General features: G+C 38.3%; 19 protein-coding genes. 14 read left to right on the forward strand and 5 right to left on the reverse strand.

The window, feature by feature from the left end; all coding sequences use genetic code 11:
- The first annotated feature begins 191 nt into the window (after positions 1 to 191).
- The 6 genes from HOO90_RS00995 (at position 192) to HOO90_RS01020 (ending at position 3,914) form a co-directional block, all read left to right on the forward strand.
- Complete coding sequence (locus tag HOO90_RS00995) at positions 192 to 494, forward strand: hypothetical protein (RefSeq protein WP_292838550.1); 303 nt, start codon at positions 192 to 194, stop codon at positions 492 to 494.
- On the forward strand, positions 487 to 1,308 hold the full coding sequence (locus tag HOO90_RS01000; RefSeq protein ID WP_292838552.1) for a Sir2 family NAD-dependent protein deacetylase: 822 nt from the start codon (positions 487 to 489) through the stop codon (positions 1,306 to 1,308). The genes HOO90_RS00995 and HOO90_RS01000 overlap by 8 nt, the downstream gene beginning before the upstream one ends.
- A 21-nt stretch (positions 1,309 to 1,329) precedes the next feature.
- Complete coding sequence (locus HOO90_RS01005; protein WP_292838554.1) at positions 1,330 to 1,566, forward strand: hypothetical protein; 237 nt, start codon at positions 1,330 to 1,332, stop codon at positions 1,564 to 1,566.
- Positions 1,567 to 1,640: 74 nt separating this feature from the next.
- Positions 1,641 to 2,042: a hypothetical protein gene (locus HOO90_RS01010; protein WP_292838556.1), complete on the forward strand. Its 402-nt coding sequence runs from the start codon at positions 1,641 to 1,643 to the stop codon at positions 2,040 to 2,042.
- A gap of 7 nt (positions 2,043 to 2,049) precedes the next feature.
- Entirely contained in the window at positions 2,050 to 2,604 is a 555-nt protein-coding gene (locus tag HOO90_RS01015) for a hypothetical protein (RefSeq protein ID WP_292838558.1), read from the forward strand.
- Positions 2,604 to 3,914, forward strand: coding sequence for a hypothetical protein (locus HOO90_RS01020; protein ID WP_292838560.1), 1,311 nt, complete (start codon positions 2,604 to 2,606; stop codon positions 3,912 to 3,914). The genes HOO90_RS01015 and HOO90_RS01020 overlap by 1 nt, the downstream gene beginning before the upstream one ends.
- Before the next feature lie 199 nt (positions 3,915 to 4,113).
- On the opposite strand, the gene HOO90_RS01025 is transcribed toward HOO90_RS01020, so the two are convergent.
- From HOO90_RS01025 to HOO90_RS01040, 4 genes are read right to left on the reverse strand one after another with little or no spacing between them, the layout of a single operon-like run.
- A complete protein-coding gene (locus HOO90_RS01025; protein WP_292838562.1) occupies positions 4,114 to 5,388 on the reverse strand; it encodes a Y-family DNA polymerase in 1,275 nt (424 codons plus the stop codon).
- 11 nt (positions 5,389 to 5,399) lie between these two features.
- Complete coding sequence (umuD, locus tag HOO90_RS01030; protein ID WP_292838564.1) at positions 5,400 to 6,023, reverse strand: translesion error-prone DNA polymerase V autoproteolytic subunit; 624 nt, start codon at positions 6,021 to 6,023, stop codon at positions 5,400 to 5,402.
- Between the two features lie 35 nt (positions 6,024 to 6,058).
- On the reverse strand, positions 6,059 to 6,697 hold the full coding sequence (locus tag HOO90_RS01035) for an SOS response-associated peptidase family protein (protein ID WP_366928720.1): 639 nt from the start codon (positions 6,695 to 6,697) through the stop codon (positions 6,059 to 6,061).
- A gap of 27 nt (positions 6,698 to 6,724) precedes the next feature.
- Entirely contained in the window at positions 6,725 to 7,267 is a 543-nt protein-coding gene (locus tag HOO90_RS01040) for an HD domain-containing protein (RefSeq protein WP_292838568.1), read from the reverse strand.
- Positions 7,268 to 7,446: 179 nt separating this feature from the next.
- Here HOO90_RS01040 and HOO90_RS01045 point away from each other — a divergent pair, with 179 nt between their 5' ends.
- The 8 genes from HOO90_RS01045 (at position 7,447) to HOO90_RS01080 (ending at position 16,907) form a co-directional block, all read left to right on the forward strand.
- Positions 7,447 to 9,054 (forward strand): type I restriction-modification system subunit M, encoded by a 1,608-nt coding sequence (locus HOO90_RS01045; protein WP_292838570.1) that lies wholly within the window; start codon positions 7,447 to 7,449, stop codon positions 9,052 to 9,054.
- Positions 9,051 to 10,274: a restriction endonuclease subunit S gene (locus HOO90_RS01050; RefSeq protein ID WP_292838571.1), complete on the forward strand. Its 1,224-nt coding sequence runs from the start codon at positions 9,051 to 9,053 to the stop codon at positions 10,272 to 10,274. The genes HOO90_RS01045 and HOO90_RS01050 overlap by 4 nt, the downstream gene beginning before the upstream one ends.
- Positions 10,275 to 10,287: 13 nt before the next feature.
- Positions 10,288 to 11,661: a hypothetical protein gene (locus HOO90_RS01055; RefSeq protein WP_292838572.1), complete on the forward strand. Its 1,374-nt coding sequence runs from the start codon at positions 10,288 to 10,290 to the stop codon at positions 11,659 to 11,661.
- 5 nt (positions 11,662 to 11,666) lie between these two features.
- On the forward strand, positions 11,667 to 14,540 hold the full coding sequence (locus HOO90_RS01060) for a type I restriction endonuclease subunit R (protein WP_292838574.1): 2,874 nt from the start codon (positions 11,667 to 11,669) through the stop codon (positions 14,538 to 14,540).
- Between the two features lie 180 nt (positions 14,541 to 14,720).
- Complete coding sequence (locus HOO90_RS01065) at positions 14,721 to 15,083, forward strand: hypothetical protein (protein WP_292838576.1); 363 nt, start codon at positions 14,721 to 14,723, stop codon at positions 15,081 to 15,083.
- Between the two features lie 14 nt (positions 15,084 to 15,097).
- Positions 15,098 to 15,754 carry a type II TA system antitoxin MqsA family protein gene (locus tag HOO90_RS01070; RefSeq protein WP_292838578.1) on the forward strand — a complete coding sequence of 219 codons (657 nt, stop codon included), beginning with the start codon at positions 15,098 to 15,100 and terminating at the stop codon, positions 15,752 to 15,754.
- Positions 15,744 to 16,169 (forward strand): hypothetical protein, encoded by a 426-nt coding sequence (locus HOO90_RS01075; RefSeq protein ID WP_292838581.1) that lies wholly within the window; start codon positions 15,744 to 15,746, stop codon positions 16,167 to 16,169. The genes HOO90_RS01070 and HOO90_RS01075 overlap by 11 nt, the downstream gene beginning before the upstream one ends.
- Before the next feature lie 285 nt (positions 16,170 to 16,454).
- Positions 16,455 to 16,907 (forward strand): Arm DNA-binding domain-containing protein, encoded by a 453-nt coding sequence (locus HOO90_RS01080; protein ID WP_292838583.1) that lies wholly within the window; start codon positions 16,455 to 16,457, stop codon positions 16,905 to 16,907.
- A 36-nt stretch (positions 16,908 to 16,943) separates the two neighbouring features.
- Here HOO90_RS01080 and HOO90_RS01085 read toward each other — a convergent pair.
- Positions 16,944 to 17,016: ATP-binding protein (locus tag HOO90_RS01085; protein WP_292838585.1), on the reverse strand; the 73-nt coding region annotated here is incomplete at its 5' end.

Below are 17,016 nucleotides of genomic sequence, written 5' to 3' on the forward strand. Positions count from 1 at the left end.
ATATGGGTTGAAAAAGTTTAGTTAGAGTTAATACTGGACGAATGTCAGTCAACGAGTCATAAACTTTGCTTTGTCATGGACTGGCAAAAAAATAGCCGATAAACACTTGCAGCACTCCAGCTGATGGTTCTGAACTTGGAACAGTTTAATAAAACAATAAAGATTATCAATATTTTTTGGGCTAAATTAACATGTCAGATGTTTGTATTCATGAAAATGGCCAGATAGTTCTATTCTCTCTAGTGGGATGCAGTACTGGAAAGAATGATCCTAACGATAAAATGTATGGCTTATGGGAACTAGCTAACGGTAAAAAAGAAATGGTGTGTTGGAAGTATGACAATATGATTCTTGTCTATACACTTGATAAAAGAGTTCTTGCATTCACACCAGATCAGCAAGATACCGAATGCCCGCTCCATCCTAGTAGTGAACCTTATTCCACTCCAGAAACCAAGTCACCTGCAGAGTATCATGAGCCACTAAATGGATGATGATTTTAGAGATTTAATCAGAGATATTACTGATATTGCAGATGGGCTACTTATCACGGCTGGTGCTGGTATGGGTGTTGACTCTGGCTTGCCTGACTTTCGTGGTGAACATGGATTTTGGAATGCCTATCCTGCACTGAGAAGCTCTGGAGTCAATTTTTATGACATTGCTAGTCCAGATGCTTTCATCACCAATCCAAAGCAAGCATGGGGCTTCTACGGTCACCGCTTGAACCTATATCGCAAGACTATACCGAATGCTGGATTTGCAATTCTTAGAGCGCTTGCACACCAAATGCCAAATGGCGCATTCATTTTCACCAGCAATGTGGATGGTCAATTTCAGAAGGCAAGTTTTTCTGAATCACAGATTGTTGAATGTCATGGATCAATCCATCACCTGCAATGCATTAATGGCTGTTTAAATGAAGTTTCTAGTGCCAAGGACTTTCAACCTGAAACAGATGATACAGAGTGCTTACTATTGTCACCGTTACCACGCTGCATTTGCTGTGGTGAAGTTACGCGTCCTAACATTTTAATGTTCAATGACTGGAAATGGATTAGCAAACGCATGGAGTCACAGAAGGCGCAATTTGACGAATGGCTAGGTAAAGTAACACGCTTACTTATTATTGAGATTGGCGCAGGTACTAGCATCCCTACTGTCCGTAAATTCAGTGAGAGTCATGCTGGGTATTTGATACGCATAAACCCAGATGAGCCTGAAATACCTAGTCATGTGAAAGGTATCAGCTTGCCTATGACTGGATTGGCAGGGCTTCAATTGCTTTCAGATTCCATCACTGATTAATAAATAAGAAAGCACAACAAAATGAGCGATACCTGCATACATACTGATGGTGGACAGATAGTATTTTTTCCATTGATGGGCTGTAGTCAGGACGATAATAAAGAGAACAATAACCAGATGTATGGTGTCTGGGAGAATGGTAAAGGTTTAAGAGAAAAGATATGCTGGCGATATGAGCGATTTAACTTTGTTTACACAAAAGATAGATCTTACTCATTTAACCCAGATGAAATTTCAACTGAATGTGACCCTAAATAGTTTAACTCCATCAAACTCAACATCTAATGTTTCTATTAAAGCTATATTAAATCATGATCATTAAAACTTCTGTTGTGTACACAATCTCCCTTGATACAGGCACAGACACATGGGCATGGATGAAAGATGCAAATGATGAGAGTAGGTATCTAGGAAGCGCAGTTGGCGAATCTGATGGTTGGTATGGGCAGCATGAGATTAGTCATGAGCTAATGCAGAATGCAAGTATGTGGCTATTAGGATTTCTACGATCAAAACTTGACGATGAGGCCAATGTAGATGGATTTGATTGGGATAGTCTTCATCGTTATGGAATAGAACTAGCTAAACGGCTCAAAGCGGAAATTGGTGAAACTGCCGATGTTAGATACGTAAAAGCTAGTAAAGATCCTTCATACAACCGAGAGGAAGGATTTGAGATCACATATGAAGGAGTAGTGTTGCCAATAAGCCGATTACAATGGTGTCCAGTTTGATTAGTTTATGACATTCAACGAAATAGAATGGCGCAAGAAAGTAAGGCTGGCGAAGTCAGGGGATGAGTTAAGAAATCTGCTAATGGAGATTCCAGACGATTACAACGGTGCTGCTGCTAAAGGTTCTTTGCAAGCTGAATCACCTCAATGTGGATCAAGACTGACTTTCAATCCAACTCTGCCAGATGGGGCGACGAATTCGGAATTTACATTTGATGCTGAGGAGGTTGAAATGGCTGCTATGAAGGCTTTCACTTCAATTCCAAACACAACAAATTTGAAACTAATTGCAAATTGGGCCTCACATCGTAATGCCACAATCACTACTCCAACGCCCTTACCTGAAGGCACTGATTGCTTTGAACTGATTTTAGCGGATCTAATTGACTTAGGTAATGGGCAAGTATGGTGTTATGAGTGTGATAAAGTTTATTCTGTGGCAGAAATGCAACTTACGCACCAAACTCGTGGTAGTTGGGGTTGCAAAGATTATCTATGTCCTTCTATGCACTTTCTTGCATCCCTAAAATGGATACATTTCATGCGGCATAGAAACTTCTAATGACTTTCCAAAGCATATTTGACGATCACCCAATCACAACTTATTCCAATCTGTTGGAATGGTTAATATCTATTCCTATGAGAGTAGCACCATCAGCACAATGGATTGCAACGATTAAAGCAGCAAAGGGAATACGGACAGAGGAAATTGAAAGATCTGAGTTATTAGACTATCTTTTTGAATATACCGATGATCAGAAGGTAACAAAGGAGCATTTGTTGGAAATCGCAGAATATGGATTATCTACATGCAGAATCACTGTCCAGACCGAACGCTCATCAACGTATCGTCCAACATTACAATGCAAATCCTTTCCACCAGAAAATATACCGAAAAAAGTGAGTAGTAGTTTTGCTGATGGCTCTATTATTGGCTGCATGAAACTACCTTCTTTTGCATATAAGGTAATTGGGCTTAGATATACGGATTTATTCGGTGGTGGTGAGGGTTGGTATATTTTTGATGAGCGTTGGCGTCAAATAAAACCATATAGGTGCTACAAAAACTCTTTAGATTCTATTGATGCAGTCTATTCTGCCATAGTGAATAAATTCAGTAGATTTACCAGCCATGTTTCTTTTAATCACTATGAATGGTATGCGTTGCTTGGCAAAAGAAAAAACTACAAGGAGTGGATAGTAAGCATTCCAAGTTGGGTAGCTACATTTGAAAGCACACATTTTGTTGTAGAAAATACCGTCTTACATCTCCGCACGTCAGAATGGAAAGACAGTGATGGTCTGCCACTGTTACTGATAGATGAAATTCAGAGCGATTGGCATGCGACTGGGAGAGTCAATGGCTACAGTGACATTGATGAACTATTAGATAACGATGAGAGTGATGCCGTACCTGATGCGCCATTTATTAAAGAATGGCACGAGTTAGGTATAAAAATTGCAATTTGGGTTGCACTTAAATCTGGTCATTCACGAATCGCCTTTACCAAAGGTGACGTTCACAGTGAGCGTTATGGAGAAGATCTTGAGGGATTCCATTTGCTTTATGACCAAGCTATTCCCAAGTCGCTGGCGAAACTGGTTTCTAAGTTTCAATGTCATTTAGGGTCGGCGATTATTACGATTAGTAAGCCAAACCAAAGTATTCGGCATAGAAGTGGTACAGGCTGGGAGTTACTGGCCTCAGGTAAGAATGAGAAATCTAAAGTTGTAAAAAACGAAGTGGTTGCCATGCGCTATTTAGTGAGTCGTGGACAAAAAAAGCAAGAAGAAGTGCGTATGTTTGAAATATCGCCTGCATTGGCAGATGCAGTGAAAAGTAAAGGCATACCATTATTTGGTTGGTGGTAAATATTAAGCTCAATATGAAAAACTCACCCCACAGGAACGACGTGCCTTCAGAGCCAGTGATTCCGTTTCTATCGGTTTGCGGAGGATTGGGAACTCCTTACTCGGCAAAGGGGTTGCTAGAGATTTCAAAGAGCAAGGAACAACAAGCCTTATCGGTAAACATATGCAATAGACTAGTTAAACCTTAGCCTTAGGAATGCTAAGAAACTGTCGGAACATCCTGCCAGCGAGTCGTATAGCTAGGGCTTTTATTCCCCTGCTTCATTTTCCAAGGTCGCTTAAAGCCCTCACTAGCTAACTTGATGGATTCTTTCCCCATCTTACGATTGATATTGTCCATGGCAGTCATTAATGCTGTTGATTTTGGGGAAGTTTGTATCTGAGTAAATAAATCAGTTTGCACACCCTGTTCTTGAACAATCTCCCCCAGCATCACTCCTGCCTTAGCGTAGCTATAATTGGGCCTGTATATCTGTTTTAAGCCCCATAGGGCGACATTAACGAGTTGCCTAGTGTCATTGGTGGGACTAGACAACGGAATGGTCAGGCCGTTGCTATAGAAGGGATCATCTGGCTTGAATGGGCTAGTTCTGATATACACATAAACCGACCCAGCAAATGATTGCTGATTGCGTAGTTTCTCTGCAGCACGGCTCATGTATAGCGTGATTGATTCAGCAAGGCTATTGTAATCGCGCACTGGGTAACCGAAACTTCTTGAACTAATGATCTGCTTCTTGGCTGGGCTGATTTCTTCTAGTTCTATACATACAGTACCATTCAATTCACGTATAGTCTTTTCCATAACTACGCTAAACTGTTGACGTAATCTTTCTGGATTGGCGCGTTTTAAATCTAATACCGTATTGAAGCCTAACGCCTGAAGCTTGGGTGCAAGTTTTCGGCCTACACCCCATATCTCTCCCACTTCTACTTGACCTAGTAAATCATCTAAATCTTTAGGAGGCATAGTATTGAAGTTGCATACGCTATTAAATACTGGTCGTTTTTTAGCACAATGATTGGCTAGTTTTGAAAGAGTTTTAGTTGAACCGATGCCAACGCAGACAGGTAAGCCAGTCCATTTCAGAATACGCTTACGCATATCTTGACCATACTGAATTAAGTCACGTGATTGAAAGCCTGTTAGGTCTAAGAACGACTCATCAATTGAATAGATTTCTTGATCTGGACTATATTGCCTGAGAATGCTCATGACACGATTGCTCATATCTGCATACAAGGCATAGTTGCTAGATAAACCGATGATGCCATGCTGCTTAGCCAAGTCTTTGAACTTAAACCATGGCGCACCCATACCGACACCAAGTGCTTTGACTTCATTACTACGTGCTACGGCACAACCATCATTATTAGATAGTACTACAACAGGCTTGCCGATAAGCTTAGGGTTAAAAACACGCTCACATGAAACGTAGAAGTTGTTTACATCTATGAGTGCAATGCTACGCATGATGGAACTGCTTACTTAAAACGTCTAAATGAACCTGTTACTACGCCCCATATCTCAAAATTCATACCTTCTTTAATTTCAATTGGAGAATATGCGCCTGTGGAGTTAGCTGGCAATAGCTTTGGACTTCCGTCTTTATTGCGACTAAGCGTTTTTATGGTGAACTCACCATCTATCACAGCTAGAACTATGTCACCTATAGAGGCTTGTTTAGATCGGTCAACTACAGCCTTGTCATTCGGCAGCAAGCCTACATCCATCATTGAGTAGCCTTGAATAGTGACAAAGAAAGTTGCATCCATTTGATCTATTAAAAAATCATTGGGATTTAGACGCTTTTCTACATGCTCTTCTGCTGGGCTAGGGAAACCTGCTGATACTTTGGAACTATATAACAGCAGATTAATTGGAGGAGTGTTAAGTTTAGGCCATTCAAAATCTATTACAGCATCAATATCAACTGTTAACTTTTTGCGTTGATAGGCAATTAGAAAGTCTTTGATAACAGTTGTTTGACTAGCTGGAACTCGGAGTACAGTGGTAGGTTCACGGAACTTACCAGTGCCATTTCTTCTACCAGCACCTTGGCGGATACCACCACGCTTGCTATTTAAATATTGATCATTATCATTCATGTGATTATTGTAACAATAATCATAGTGCATTGATACTACCTAGGTGCTTCTTCACTCATTAGAAAATCACTAGGGGCTAAATTCAACATTGATCTGGCATCATCATGATTAGCGTTTAACCAAGGTAGGTACTGGCTGTCATTTAAAACAACCACTGATCGCTTTTCATCTTCTGGTTTATGAAAATGCTTCATTACTTCATGGCCATTAGCATTAATTGTAAGCATTGAAAACGAGAAAATGATCTCACCCGTTTCTTTGTCTATAAAACGTTCCCAGATTGATGCAATAACAGTTGGCTCAGAATCGGCTCTTTTAATTCGCCACCTAACTGCTTTTCCTGATTCCCAATTAGGCTCATAAAAACTTTCTGCTAACACCAAACCAAATCGGCGCTCTTTCCATGCGCTACGATAGCTAGGTTTTTCATGAACAGTTTCTGATCTAGCATTATAGGTTTTTAGTCCAAACTTCTTTTTATCTGTTGCCCAATGTGGAACAAGACCAAATTGAGCTAACTCACAACGAGGCTGTCCATTTTCAAGATAGATAAATGGGGCAGGATAAGTCGGATAAGCTTCAGAACGCCACTCTGCGTTTGGCAAATTACAGTTAAAGTGCTGCTTTACCCAGTTTGCGTGGTGATTCTTAATTGGTTGGAAATTACTGCACATATACTTTTTTCTGTAACTTGTTTGCTACTAATAAGGTCTGCTTGCGTAGACATCATCAAACGTTATACTAAGCTTTTTGTTAGCATCCCTCACTTGATCAACTACTTGCTTAGCCCAATCAAAGTAATCTTGCTTCCTCTGCACTGACCAATATGCAGGTGGGCTATTCAAAATGTCACGAAGATTTGAAATCTTATCTGCAAGCTTAACCAGCTTTGCTCTCTTACTTGCATGACGAGCATGTTCTATCTGCTGAAGTTTTCGTTCGGCTTTAGGTAGTGACTTATCATCAGAAACCTCTAAAACGATTTTGGTAATACTTTTTCCAAAGAGAGCAACTAATTCCTCTGCAGTAGTTTCAGTATCTTCAATCGTATCGTGTAGCAACGCTCCGCAAATCACTTTATGGTCTGTGATACCACCTTCAACACAGAGTACTTTGGCTAGGGCAATTGGATGGTTAATATAGGGTGATGCTTCAGCATCTTTCCTTCTTTGATCTTTGTGCTTTCTTGAAGCAAACTCTAATGCATTAATGATTAGTGCTAGATCATTATTTTCTTTAGCCATGTTATTTCCTCAATAATTTAGTTACTGGCTAGAAGCCTACGGTAATCTTTACGATATGAAAAGCAAAATACCTAAAATAACCAAATAGAAAGTCTGGAATGGAACAATAAATACATTCAGTTTCTTTAAACTTGTCACTTTGTATTATCATATCTTCACAAAATAACTTAGAAAAAATTATGTCAGAAGAACAACGCCGTCAACTCCAACAACAACTCTGGAATATCGCAAATACATTACGTGGCAAGATGGGTGCAGATGAGTTTAGGGATTACATACTTGGCTTCATCTTCTATAAATATCTCTCAGAAAAGATCCAACGTTTTGCTGATGGTGAACTGGCCCAAGAGAACCTCAAGTTTGCTGAAATCAATGACACCACAGCCGAAGGTCAAGCTTACATAGATGCTTTAGAAGATGCTGCATTGAACGAACTTGGCTACTTCCTAAAGCCATCTGAACTGTTTCATGCCATTGCAATGAAGGGAAGTAACCAATTAGATTCTAATAATGAAGGTGCAAGTCATAATTTCATATTAGGTGATCTGACTAAAATCTTAAAGAACATTGAGCAAAGTACTCTTGGAACGGATAGTGCTGATGACTTCGTAAATCTATTTGAAGATCTAGATTTAACTTCATCCAAGCTTGGTAAAACTGAAAAAGAGAAGAATGACTTAGTTGCTAAGGTGCTAGTGCATTTGGACAAGATTGATTTCAACCTAAGTGATGCTACTGCTGATGTACTAGGTGATGCTTATGAATATTTGATTGGTGAGTTTGCTAGTGGTGCAGGTAAAAAAGCTGGTGAGTTCTACACACCACAACCAGTATCAACTTTACTTGCCAAGATAGTAACCGCAAACAACAAGAACCTCAAAAGCGTATATGACCCAACCTGTGGCAGTGGATCATTATTACTACGTGTAAAACGTGAAGCGACCAAGGTTGATAAGATTTACGGTCAGGAACTCAACCGAACCACCTACAACTTAGCACGTATGAATATGATTCTGCATGACGTGCATTATGCAGACTTTGACATCAAGCAGGAAGACACGCTAGAGCGCCCACAGCATCGTGATTTACGTTTTGATGCCATAGTAGCCAATCCACCATTTTCAGCCCAGTGGAGTGCCAGCCAGCTTCATATGAACGATGATAGATTTAGTGTGTATGGCAAACTTGCACCAAGCAGTAAAGCAGATATGGCATTTGTTCAGCATATGGTCTACCACTTGGCTGAAGAAGGTACGATGGCTGTAGTATTGCCACATGGTGTGCTGTTTCGTGGTGGGGCAGAAGGACATATTCGCACATACCTTATTGAACAATTGAATTGCTTAGATGCTGTGATTGGCTTGCCTTCCAATATGTTCTACGGTGCGGCTATACCAACGACTGTATTAGTATTCAAGAAATGTCGTAAAAATCCTGACAACATTTTATTCATAGATGCCAGCCAGCACTTTGATAAGGTTAAAACTACAAATGTAATGCGCCCTGAGCATATTCAAAAGATTGTAGATACCTACAAAGCAAGGACGAATGAAGAGAAATTCAGCCATATTGCTAGCATTGAAAGCATTAAAGCCAATGATTACAACCTCAATATTCCAAGGTATGTTGATACCTTTGAGGCAGAAGATATGATTGATTTGGGTGCAATATCAGCACAGTTGATTGAGCTTGATAAAGCCAGCCAAGCTACAGATGCAACGATTGCGGCATTCTGTAAAGAGTTAGGCATTGAGCCACCATTTGCTTTACAAGGTCAAGCAGTATGAATTTGCCAGCTTTAAGATTTAAAGAATTCAATGAACCATGGATTGATGAAACAATTGGGAAATTAATTCATGAGTTTAGATTAGGTGGAGATTACTCTAATAGCGAGACAGAAACGCCATTTCCATTAATTAAAATGGGGAATTTAGACAGAGGCACAATAAAGTTAAATAAAATTGAGTTTATTGAAGAATCCGAGGTGGCTGACCCAAAAGATAAGATAGTTTTTGGTGATTTATTTTTTAACACTAGAAATACCTTAGATTTAGTGGGTAAGGTAGCGATATGGAAAAATGAATTACCTTGTGCATATTACAATTCAAATTTAATGCTCATGAAATTCAGTAATAATTTCTTCATGAACTTCAGGTTAAATTCACCTGTGGCTGTAAAAAAGTTAAGGGCGATAGCAACAGGGACAACAAGTGTTGCGGCGATTTACAATAAAGACCTATTTCAAATTAAATTAGAAACACCTTCACTCACAGAACAAACCAAAATCGCCAACTTCCTCACGGCTGTTGATGAAAAAATCACCCAACTAACCCAAAAACACGACCTATTAAACCAATACAAAAATGGCGTGATGCAACAGATTTTTAGTCAAGAACTGCGCTTTAAAGATGATGATGGGCAGGATTTTCCTGAATGGCAAGAGAGTTGCATAGGAGAAGTAGCGAGCTTCATTAAAGATGGAACACATGGTACACACCAAGATACAGTGGATGGTGAATACTTATTATTAAGTGCAAAAAATATAAAAGATGGCGGAATTTATTATGATGAATCTGACAGAAAAATATCTAAACTAGAGTTTCAGTCTATTTATAAAAACTACAAACTACATGATGGAGACGTTTTGTTATCTGTAGTTGGAACAATTGGTCGTGTAGCAATTTATTCTTCTGAATTTAAGAATGTAGCATTTCAACGAAGTGTCGCATTTTTTAGGTTTAATAATCAAAATAGTCAGTTCATAGCTCAACTATTTACCGCTAAGCAATTTCAAAATGACTTAATAACTAATCAAGTAGTTTCGGCTCAAGCTGGAATTTACTTAGGTGATTTATCTAAAATAAAAGTAAAGTTGCCTTGCTTAACCGAACAAACCAAAATCGCCAACCTCCTCACCACCATTGACGAAAAAATCACTGCCACCAAAACCCAAGCCCAAGCCGTGAAGCAATACAAACATGGCTTATTACAGCAGATGTTTGTTTAAAAAAGGACTCAATATGATTGAAAAGCTATGGGAGTTGTTAACAACTATTACCCCTGAATCACAAAATAACGTCATTAATAAATGTATTGAATTTGGTTTCAATACAACAAGTAGAGGAGTTGTAAGCCTTGAGGAGTCTTATATTAACTTGAATGCATCAGCTTTACTGTTGAAAGATTTAATAGAAAAGAAAAAACTTATACAGCTACCCATTACAATTCAAAAGGTCTTGATTGACGCATTACAAAATATTATCAATGCTCAGACTGGTATAGTGGCTGGTGGGGATGCTGTTGAAAATCTTTCTACCTATATAGAAAGTTTAAATACTCAAATATGGCAGTATGGGCTACACAATCTTTCTGATGAAGTTTTAGGTTATCAAACTAAAATGAATCAGATTAAAAGCTTAGAGCTAGAAGTTGGGAGATTAAGAAAAGAGTTAGTCGCTGGTATAAAGTCTATAGAAATTTTGGATGCTTTAATTAAACAAAGCTCAGTCACTAGTAACGTAATTACAACCTACAATGCTGAAGCTGAAGCTTTACTTATTCAAATAAAACAAAACGTTCAAGAAGTTACTACTAACGCCCAAAGTGTAGCAGCTTATTTCACACAAGTTCAGCAAAACGATACTGCAATCGCACAGATTAGGGCAAACGCTAATCAATCAAGTGCCGAAATTGTTGTCTTGGAAAGCAAAGCTACAGAGTTTTTTGGAGAGGTATCTAATTTCACAAAGCGTGTTGATGTTTTAACAAAGAAAGCTGAAGATTCAGTTGAGTTAAATACTAAAGAAACTACAACTCTTAAAGAAAAATTGGTGAAACTAGAAGTTCAAATTAAAGATCAACTTGAAAAAGCTACAGGTTATTCATTATTCCATTCATTCCAGACAAGGCAAGGTTTGATGGTTAAGTCCAAAAATTTTTGGTTATTAGTTCTGAGTGTATTGCTATTAATTGCCGTTGGTCTTGGATGCTGGTTGGTAAAATCAATGAGTGGCATGTCTTTAGATTCAATCGGAGTAGCTTTTTATCTTAAACTTTCGCTCACCATACCATTACTTTTTGCAATTTCATTTAGCACGATTCAATATTCTAGGGAGCGAAGACTTGAAGAGGAGTATGCCTTTAAATCAAACATTTCTATTTCTTTAATACCCTATCAAGAGCTAGTTGAAAAACTAGTTGATGAAGATGATCAGGAGCAAAGAAAAGAGTACGCAACTTTTATAATTTCAACTATAAATAAGATTTTCACTTCACCTACAAATGAGATATTTAAAGATAAGAAATCATCAAAGGGTATGATTGATGAAAATTCTTTAAAGATAATTAGCCAAATTGGTGATGCATTTTCTAAATTCAAACCTCCATCTGCCTAATACCAATGTCACCTACTCAATCTGAATACGCCTTAGAAGCTGCCTTAATCGCCCAACTCAACGGCATGGAGTATGCCAGCGTGGTGATTGAGGATGAAGCGGCTATGTTGGCGAATCTCAAACGTCAGCTAGAAATCCATAACAAAGATATTCTCTTCACTAGCAACGAATTTGACCGTATTCTCAACCACCTCAATACAGGCGGTGTATTTGATAGAGCTAAAATTCTACGTGATAAGTACGCTCTAAGACGTGACAATGATGACGTTGCTTATATTAGTTTCATCAATAATGATGATTGGTGCTTGAACGAATTTCAGGTGACCAATCAAGTCACCATACAAGGTAAACGTAAAAATCGCTATGACGTAACGTTACTCATAAACGGCTTACCACTGGTTCAAATTGAACTTAAAAGACGTGGTGCAGAGCTTAAAGTAGCCTTTCACCAAATCAATCGCTATCAGCATGATTCATATGATGCTGGAATGGCCCTATTTCAGTATGTGCAGTTATTCATCATTAGTAATGGCGTAAATACCAAATATTTCTCTAATAACAAGCAGCAACACTTTCAGCAAACATTCTTCTGGACAGATAAAGACAATAAGCGATTATCTGATCTACATGAGTTTAGTAGTGAGTTTTTAAAGCCATGCCATATTGCTAAGATGATTACGCAGTACATGGTGCTGACAGAAGAACAAATTATTAAAGTGTTACGACCCTATCAGTACTTTGCTGTTGAGGCCATGGTGGATAGAGTTAAGAACAGTAATGACAATGCCTATATATGGCACACTACGGGCAGTGGCAAGACCTTGTCATCTTTCAAAGCTAGTCAAATTATCCAGCGTATGCCTAAAGTGCATAAGGTAGTGTTTGTTGTTGATAGGAAAGATCTGGATTACCAAACCTGCAAAGAATTTAACGGCTTTGCTAAAGGTAGCGTTGATGAAACTACCGATACCAGTACGCTCGTTAAGCAACTGTGTGACGATAGCACCAAACTCATTCTCACTACAATTCAAAAGCTCAATAATGCGATTACCAACCCAAGGCACTTAACCAGAGTTGAACATTTGCAGGATAAGAAGGTAGTGTTTATCTTTGATGAATGTCACCGCAGCCAGTTTGGTGATACGCATAGGAACATTAAGAAGTTCTTTCATAAAGCACAGATGTTTGGTTTTACTGGTACGCCCATATTTGCTGATAACGCTGCAGGTAGCATCGGTAATCAACAAACGACCAAAGATCTATTTGGTGAATGTTTACATAAATATGTGATTGTTGATGCCATTAAAGACGAGAACGTACTTCGTTTTGCAGTGGAGTATGTAGGTAAATATAAGAAAAAGAATAGTTCCAATGAATTAGATATTGCTACAGATGCAGACATTCAAGTGGAAGCAATAGATACTAAAGCCCTGCTAGAAAGCCCTCAACGGCTTGAGAAAATCACTGACTACATACTAACTTACCACCCACAGAAATCTAAAGCCCCAGACTTCACAGGCATGTTCTGCGTAAGCAGTGTGCAGACCTTAATTAAGTATTACGAGCTATTCAAACAAAAACAGGTAGGCGCAGCCAAGCCACTCAAGATTGCAACTATATTCAGTTACGCAGCCAATGAAGAAGATCCAAATGCGAATGGATTAATGAATGGCCTGATTCCTGAAGAGAACCCTATCCCAGAAGGCAAGATAAACCCATATAGCCGTGACAAGCTGGATGAGTTTATTGCTGACTATAATGGAATGTTTGGCACAAATTACTCAACTAAAGATAGTCAAACGTATTACAACTATTACCAAGACATAGCAAGGCGAGTAAAAACAGGCCAAGTTGATATATTGCTAGTGGTGAATATGTTCCTGACTGGCTTTGACAGCCCAAGGTTGAATACGCTGTATGTTGATAAGAATCTGAAATTTCATGGATTGGTACAAGCATTCTCTAGGACTAACCGCATTCTGAATGACAGAAAATCCCAAGGTAATATAGTTTGCTTTAGAAACTTAAAAGCAGCAACAGACGAAGCGATAGCCTTGTTCTCTAATAAAGATGCCAGAGAAACGGTGTTGCTTGAACCGTATGAGGATTATGTCACCCAGTTCAATGAAGCCACTGAAGCTCTCTTAGCCATAGCACCTACGGTAGCGAGTGTGGATGCCTTGCCAGATGAGAATGCTGAACTTGAGTTTGTAATGAAGTTTAGAGAGTTACTGCGCATTAAAAACATTCTCACCACCTTTGCAGACTTTAAAATTGAAGATATTAATCTGCCTGAGCAGGACTTTGAAGATTACAAGAGCAAGTACCTTGATGTGCATGACAAGGTGAAGAAGCATACCGATCCAGAGAAAGCATCTGTACTAGAAGATATAGACTTTGAGTTAAGCCTGATCCACCGTGATGAAATCAATGTGGCCTATATTTTGAATTTATTAATTGGAATGAATAAGCTTAATCCTGAAGAAGCTAAAAAGCGTCAGAAAGAAATCATTGATATGGTGGCTGGGGACGTGCAGCTACGCAGTAAACGCCTATTAATTGAAGAGTTCATTCAAGAGAATCTTCCGAAGCTTAAACCAAATGAAAATGTGATTAATGAGTTTGAGTCATATTGGACTAAACATAAACAAAAAGCCTTTGAGCAGTTATGTGCTGATGAAAAGATTCAACCTGAGAAGCTTGAGAAGCTTTTACAAACATATATTTTTGCAAACCGACTTCCAAGGGATCAGGAAATTAAGAAGGCATTAAACTTTGAGCCTAGAATCTTGGAACGAAAATCTATATTAGAGCGTGTGGCAGATAAGATTCAGGTGTTTATCAATACGTTTATTGAGGGTATGGGTGGGAGTGTTTGATCATATCATTACAACACAAGCGATTAAATTGACTGGACAGGTTAATCGGAATGCTTTGGGAAGTGATGATGCGGAAGTAATTTATAGTTCAGCTAGACTAAGTTACGAAAGTGTATAAAATAAAAAGTCAAACTAATGAATTAAATACAATCACCATTATGGTGACAAAAAATATCATCTATGCCATTATATCAACTTGAAGCATTTCAAAAGCTAGTAGTTACAAACGGCTGGCAATTTTTGAACAAAAAAAGGTGTCTTAGAACTCAAGAAGATCTAGGTTGGTCTGATGAGCAAATTGAAGCTTTTTTACTAGGCATACAAATTAGTGACTTTCAAAAAACTGTTCCTAATAATATAGTGAACGATCTTGCAGGCCAAGATTTTGTTAACGCTGACCAATATGCCGTTAAATGGTGTGAAGAAAACATGGTGCATGCAGACTTTTACAATAAAGAAACTATTGAAATTTCAACAAAAATTGCAATTATTACAACCGCTACTGGACAGCTAGCTGGAGCTGTTACATTTCATTTTTCTTAGATTACTTTATTTATATGACGCTTATAACTCACAACGACAACTGCCCAAAATGTGCTTCTAAGGAAATTGAACTTAGATCATTTAGCGATGATATTGAATTTAGAGGCTTCATTTTAGATGTAGAAAATTTACAAGATTTACACTGCAAAAGTTGTGGTCACTCTTGGGAAGAGAAAACCCAAGTTCAACACAATCAAGAAATGTTAAAAATTCGTTATGCCGCTATTAGAGATAAAGAAAGAACCAAACAAGGGTTGCTCGGAGCCGCAGAAATTGAAAACATAAGGAATCTTTTTGATTTAAGTCAAAGAGATGCCGCCTCATTATTTGGCGGTGGATACAACGCCTTTAATAAATACGAATCTGGAGAGGTCTTGCAGAGCTTTGCAATGGATAGACTTCTAAGAATAACCAGAGCATTCGGTATAAATGCAATTGAATTTTTAAAAGACGTAAACCAAAACACTCAATTTAACGTAACTAAAGTTAATGCGAAATTTTCAAAGATACCTAACTACAATATATCTAAAGCCACAGATCAATTGATTTTAACCTCTAGAATGCAGGCTAATGAATCATCAGCACGTTACGTAAATGATTTTTTTCCACCAGCATTCTTAATTGACAGCAAAAAATCAAATTCTAGAAGGATCTCCAAACATGAAAGTTAGATATTACTTAGGTGATGACGTTCGCCAAGAAATGAATAACAAGGTTTCTATTTCCGGTCTATATGCAGACAATCGCCTAGTTATGCCAAATAATTACATTCAAGAAATAAATGATGCTACTAAAAATGGCGATCAAGTGATGTACTTTATTGATAGGCTTACCTTATTGATCAACATCAGCGAGATTGATGGTGAAGTTGAATTAGAGGGGCAATTTTTAGATCCCAATAACAATCCTCATGGAGATCTGCATAATTTAGGAAAGGTTAAGCTCACACCTAATCAAAGTCACAATATAATTATTCAATCAAATCCATTCCCATTTCCCAAGGCTGGTGTTTATAAATTCAACTTACTAATAAACAAAGAACCAGAAATTGTTGAATTTGAAATTCAGTTTTCAGATACCCACTAATAATTTGGGGTAACTTTAGGGGTAACTATGTTATCTATAAACAATAGATCCATACGAATAGATGATTGAAGCCAGTTGTTTGGGGGCCTCTTTCCCACCATTCCCATATCCTGATAAATCCAGGATAGTACAAAAGCCCGCGTAATAGCGGGCTTTTTATTGCATTTTATTCCAAAAAGGTTCAAGATAATCTTATCAAATCCAGTAACCAAATGGGGCAACTTCGGGGGCAAGTCATAAATATCCCACTGTTTTGATAAAAGTTGCCCCTAATTGAGGTGATTTATGCCCTTGAATGCCCTATCAGTTCAGTCTGCTAAACCTAAAGATAAGTCTTATAAACTATCTGACGGAAGAGGTTTGTATCTAGAAATTTCACCAAATGGGGGCAAGTGGTGGCGATATAAATATAGATTTGATGGAAAAGAGAAGCGTATCTCTCTTGGAACATATCCTGATGTATCACTAGCTAAAGCACGAGAAAGTCACATTGATGCTAGGAAGTTATTAGCGGATGGGATAGATCCCAGCGAAGACCGAAAGACTAAAAAAGCCACTAAGAAAATAAATGCTGAGAATAGTTTTGAGCAAGTTGCACGTGCATGGTGGGAATCTCACATGCAAAATAAAGCTGATACTCATAAAGACAAAGTCATTCGTCGTTTTGAATTATATTTATTTCCATGGTTAGGGAATAAACTAATATCTGAGATCACATCCCTGTCAATGCTTGTTTAGAAGTGCACCACAGTTTGCGTGCAGAAGTGCACCAGTTTAAGACCTATTTTTAAATCGATAAGAATCATTACCTGTTTCAACAATATCGCAGTGATGCACCAGTCTATCG

The organism is Methylotenera sp., assembly GCF_013141425.1.
Lineage (GTDB): Bacteria > Pseudomonadota > Gammaproteobacteria > Burkholderiales > Methylophilaceae > Methylotenera.

Bases quoted from the DNA above. Each gene is read 5' to 3' on its own strand.
- HOO90_RS00995 (WP_292838550.1), top strand. From the start codon at position 192: ATGTCAGATGTTTGTATTCATGAAAATGGCCAGATAGTTCTATTCTCT.
- HOO90_RS01000 (WP_292838552.1), top strand. From the start codon at position 487: ATGGATGATGATTTTAGAGATTTAATCAGAGATATTACTGATATTGCA.
- HOO90_RS01005 (WP_292838554.1), top strand. From the start codon at position 1,330: ATGAGCGATACCTGCATACATACTGATGGTGGACAGATAGTATTTTTT.
- HOO90_RS01015 (WP_292838558.1), top strand. From the start codon at position 2,050: ATGACATTCAACGAAATAGAATGGCGCAAGAAAGTAAGGCTGGCGAAG.
- HOO90_RS01020 (WP_292838560.1), top strand. From the start codon at position 2,604: ATGACTTTCCAAAGCATATTTGACGATCACCCAATCACAACTTATTCC.
- HOO90_RS01025 (WP_292838562.1), bottom strand. From the start codon at position 5,388: ATGCGTAGCATTGCACTCATAGATGTAAACAACTTCTACGTTTCATGT.
- umuD (WP_292838564.1), bottom strand. From the start codon at position 6,023: ATGAATGATAATGATCAATATTTAAATAGCAAGCGTGGTGGTATCCGC.
- HOO90_RS01035 (WP_366928720.1), bottom strand. From the start codon at position 6,697: ATGTGCAGTAATTTCCAACCAATTAAGAATCACCACGCAAACTGGGTA.
- HOO90_RS01040 (WP_292838568.1), bottom strand. From the start codon at position 7,267: ATGGCTAAAGAAAATAATGATCTAGCACTAATCATTAATGCATTAGAG.
- HOO90_RS01045 (WP_292838570.1), top strand. From the start codon at position 7,447: ATGTCAGAAGAACAACGCCGTCAACTCCAACAACAACTCTGGAATATC.
- HOO90_RS01050 (WP_292838571.1), top strand. From the start codon at position 9,051: ATGAATTTGCCAGCTTTAAGATTTAAAGAATTCAATGAACCATGGATT.
- HOO90_RS01055 (WP_292838572.1), top strand. From the start codon at position 10,288: ATGATTGAAAAGCTATGGGAGTTGTTAACAACTATTACCCCTGAATCA.
- HOO90_RS01060 (WP_292838574.1), top strand. From the start codon at position 11,667: ATGTCACCTACTCAATCTGAATACGCCTTAGAAGCTGCCTTAATCGCC.
- HOO90_RS01065 (WP_292838576.1), top strand. From the start codon at position 14,721: ATGCCATTATATCAACTTGAAGCATTTCAAAAGCTAGTAGTTACAAAC.
- HOO90_RS01070 (WP_292838578.1), top strand. From the start codon at position 15,098: ATGACGCTTATAACTCACAACGACAACTGCCCAAAATGTGCTTCTAAG.
- HOO90_RS01075 (WP_292838581.1), top strand. From the start codon at position 15,744: ATGAAAGTTAGATATTACTTAGGTGATGACGTTCGCCAAGAAATGAAT.
- HOO90_RS01080 (WP_292838583.1), top strand. From the start codon at position 16,455: ATGCCCTTGAATGCCCTATCAGTTCAGTCTGCTAAACCTAAAGATAAG.